General features: G+C 34.4%; 5 protein-coding genes. All 5 read right to left on the bottom strand.

The genetic code is table 11. The annotated features are described in order from the left end of the window. Positions 1-1,539: tungsten-dependent formylmethanofuran dehydrogenase subunit FwdA (fwdA, locus tag ACKI2W_RS08895; protein WP_407381312.1), on the bottom strand; the 1,539-nt coding region annotated here is incomplete at its 3' end. 11 nt (positions 1,540-1,550) lie between these two features. Next, positions 1,551-1,943: a tungsten-dependent formylmethanofuran dehydrogenase subunit FwdD gene (fwdD, locus tag ACKI2W_RS08890; protein WP_407381310.1), complete on the bottom strand. Its 393-nt coding sequence runs from the start codon at positions 1,941-1,943 to the stop codon at positions 1,551-1,553. Then, complete coding sequence (locus ACKI2W_RS08885; RefSeq protein WP_407381308.1) at positions 1,940-2,197, bottom strand: 4Fe-4S binding protein; 258 nt, start codon at positions 2,195-2,197, stop codon at positions 1,940-1,942. The genes fwdD and ACKI2W_RS08885 overlap by 4 nt, the downstream gene beginning before the upstream one ends. Positions 2,198-2,225: 28 nt before the next feature. Then, the gene (fwdF, locus tag ACKI2W_RS08880; RefSeq protein WP_407381306.1) at positions 2,226-3,272 is read right to left on the bottom strand and encodes a tungsten-dependent formylmethanofuran dehydrogenase subunit FwdF; all 1,047 of its coding nucleotides are present in this window, start codon (positions 3,270-3,272) and stop codon (positions 2,226-2,228) included. Continuing rightward, entirely contained in the window at positions 3,272-3,721 is a 450-nt protein-coding gene (locus tag ACKI2W_RS08875; protein WP_407381304.1) for a 4Fe-4S binding protein, read from the bottom strand. The genes fwdF and ACKI2W_RS08875 overlap by 1 nt, the downstream gene beginning before the upstream one ends. Positions 3,722-4,063 lie beyond the last annotated feature (342 nt).

Here is a 4,063-nt window from a genome sequence, read left to right as displayed (position 1 = left end):
AACAACATCACCGTCTTTAATTACTAAATTACCATCTTTGTATACAGCAGTTGCTTTTCCAAATGCGTTTTCAATGATTTCAGGACTTTGTGATGGGTCCACATCATCAACATTAATATCATAAATGGCAATATCAGCATCTGCACCAACACCTAATTGACCTTTCCAGTCACTTAAACCTAACAAGGTTGCAGGAGTTGATCTAGAAATTTGTGCAATTTCGTAGAAAGAGTACTCTCTGTCAAGTGTTGCAAGAGAAGATTTCTTTTGAGCCCATTTGTGGACTTTATTTTCCATCATGTTTAATCTTTCTTTGTTACTCATTAACCAGGAAATAACTCTAGGATATCTGGTGAATGGACCTGCATTAGGACTGTCAGTTGTTAAACAGATTTTATTAGCATCTTCAACTAATAAGAATAATTCTAAACCAATTGCCCATTGTACACATGGAACAGGAGCTTTAGGTGAATAAATAAATGGTACGACACCGGAACCGGTTTCGAGCTCTACATCACAATTTGCCCATTTAAGACCATTTAATGAGTGTAAATCCCATTCCATTGGTCCGTCAGCAGTCATTGTGGTAGTTTCGTCCAAGGTGACCTGTCCAACATCTATTGTAAGATGGTCATTTTTATTAACATAGTCAGCCACTTTAGGAGCTTCAGAAACGAAATCTCTCCAGTTTGTTCCACCATAACTGTGGAATTGAACGTGAGTAGCGTGAATAGTAGTTTTCCTATGACCAAAAGCAGGATTTGCTTTGAATCCTTTAACTAAATCAAATGAGTCCAAGGTAGTTTTCCAGTTACCTGGGTGACCTAAATCATTACAGTGCACGTGAATAGAATGTGGGAGTCTTAACTTTTCAGTTACTTCAGCCAATCCGGTGATAATTTCTGCACCGGTAACGCCGAAATAAGGAGTTGGGTCATGTATACCATGTACGTTTCCTCCCCATCCCCATGCTTCAGTTCCACCAGGGTTTACTATTTTAATTGTGTAACCTTTGGTAGCTCTAAGCAACCAGGATGCGTAAGCAGCACATTTATCAATATCGCCATCAGCCAAATATTGCATAATAAACCAGTTGTTACCAAATAAAGGATAAGCCGCATGGTCGATAATTGGGGTATCGTGGAACTCTTCATGAGTGTGTCTTGCAAGTAATGGAGGCATAGCAGCTTCCATTGCTGTAGTATAACCCATTTGAGCATATCTGTAACCGGTCATGAATGTTGAAGGAATTGAAAATCCACTTCCTCCTCTGAAATCTTTACCCATAACTCTAGGCACGGTATCCATTTTACTGTCTTCAGGACGGAGCATACGTCCAACATTTACTTTTGCACCGGCAATGTGAGTATGAGGGTCAACACCACCAGCCATTACAATTTTATTATTAGCATCGATTACTTCTGCATTATCACTTACACTTTCTACAATTTTACCATCTTTAACACAGATATCGACTTTATCACCATCAATTTTATTTAATGGGTCAAACACATTACCATTTTTAATAATAAATTCCATCAATAATCCCCCTAAAAGTTATGAACTTTATTATATGTAGCCATTAAAGAAGGCATATCCAATACAGGTTCATCAGTAGCTTCAAGTGTAATAGGTATATTCTTAAAACTAGGTGTTGCAGTTGAATCAGTAGTTGGCCTAATTACTTTATTAGCCCAAGGACCCATAGGAACATAAACCATATCTTCTGGTTGTTCTTCTTTAGCCAAAACAGCTTTAACAACAACACTACCATAATCGGATGCAATTTTAACAGAATCCCCTACTTTAACACCAACAGCGTTTAATTGATCTTCATTCATATAACATATAGCAGCAGATTCAACATAATATTGGATGTCTTTTCCCAATTCCATTGAAGCCCCTTGCCAAACAGTTCTACCAGTGTTTAAAATAAAATTCATTCAGATTCCTCCAATTCGCCAAATACGATTGCCTCTACAGGACATGCATCAGCACATGTACCACAAACACCACATAAATCTATATTTTGTATTGATACAGCACCATCTTCAACCATTATAACCATTCCTTCAGGAGAAGTAGGTCCTTTACCTCCTGCAACTTCAGGACTGTTTAATGCATTTACTGGGCATGAAACAACACAATTACCGCAACCATGACAAAGTTCACGATATATCTTAATTCCAATTGACATAAAAATTTCCTCCAAAATGTAATATATTTTATTGAGTTAATGAATCAAAAGCAGCTCCCCAAGCTTCGGAATTAATTGATGTACAATTAATATTAGTTCTTTTAACTTCAATAGCATCAACAGGACATGCTTTTTGACATGCTCCACAAAATACGCAGAATTTATCATCAGCAACAACTTTTGTAGGTTTTAATCCAGAATCAGATGATTTAGGGAATGATAATGCATTACATGGACATGTAATTACACATGTTTCACATCCTTGACAAGTATCTTCATCAATAGTGATTTCACCTTCAAACGCTTTTGTTACTTTAGCAGCATCAACAGGACATACTTCTTGACACCATCCACAGTTTACACAATATTTGCTGCTAATAACTATGTCTCCAGTTACAACTGCATCATTTGCATCTAAATCGTATTCACCATAAGAACAAGATCTACATACTGCAGTAATAGCTGTAACAGGACAAGCTTTTTTACATACTAAACAGTATACACACTTATCAGTATCTACAGAGATGCCTTTAGCGATATCTGCTCCAGCGGAAGTTGGTTCAACATAATCAATGTCAATTGCATCAGCAGGACATAATTCTTCACAGATTCCACAGTAAATACACTCATCACCATTTATATTAATTTCACCAGTGACGAGTTTTGATCTTTCAGGCAGATTTCTAGAAAGAGAAATAGCTTGAGGAGGACATGCTCTTACACATGTACCACAGTAAATACAATCGTCATCATTAATTTCAGAAGATTTTAATAAATGAGGGTATCCATCCAATTCCTTAATATTTGTTCCATCAATTTCAAGATTCAAAGCATCATATGGACATACGCAACTGCACATACCACATAAAACACATTTTGAATCATCATTTACTATATTACTTACGTCTATTTTATCACGAGACAAAGTTCCAGTTGGATTTAATGTGATTGCATCAACAGGACAAATAGATTCACATAATCCACAAGCAGCACAAAGGTCATTATCAAAGGACAATATTCTTTGTTCTGCACCAAGTCTTGATACTTCAAAATTTTTACAAGCACAATTTTCCATTATTCAACCTCCAAAATTTCAATTGAATTTGTTGGACAATATTCAACACACATAAGACAGCCACAACAGAAATCAAGATTAACCTTAGAATTAAGATCAATTATTTTTAATGCGTCCATAACACACATGTCAACACAAACACCGCATCCAATACAAGTATTTATAATACTTATTTTAGGATTATTAGAACAATATTTCAATATCGTAAATGTCAACTTTTCATCCTGACATAAAGCGTAAATCATTCTAAACGAATCTTGAGGACTTAAGTCCAAAATTACTTTTGCCACATCAATTGAACCTGAAGATAGATTTCTGCCATGAATATAGTGGGAAACTGTTGATCTATCCATATCCAATTGACTAGCAATTTCATGTGTTGATAAACCTAATTTTCTCAATTCGATTACTGTCAAATATTTTAAACCCGATAACAAATGTTTTGGCATATTGTCACCTGTGTTATTACTACATTTATTTTAACATATTTATATATTTAACTTAAATGTGTAGTAATCACACATTTTTATTGAAAAAATAATACGAATAACAATCATTGGATTAATAAAATACTAATTAAAAATGGAAATAATTGACATTAAAACTAAAAATTCTAATATTTAAAGATAATAAGAATAAATAACATTTTTTTAATAAGGAAATAACTCACTGAAAAATTCGTTCATTAAGCGATGTGTAGTAATCACACATTTTTGTTTGAAAAAATAATAAAATTAAACGCCGATCAAAATGCCTAATCAAAATAAACAAAGCCTGAAAAGAACAATAAA

The organism is Methanobrevibacter sp. (assembly GCF_045603845.1).
In the GTDB taxonomy this organism is placed as follows: domain Archaea; phylum Methanobacteriota; class Methanobacteria; order Methanobacteriales; family Methanobacteriaceae; genus Methanocatella.
The sequence above is the reverse complement of the archived record's forward strand: the minus strand, read 5'-3'. Positions and strand labels throughout refer to the sequence as shown.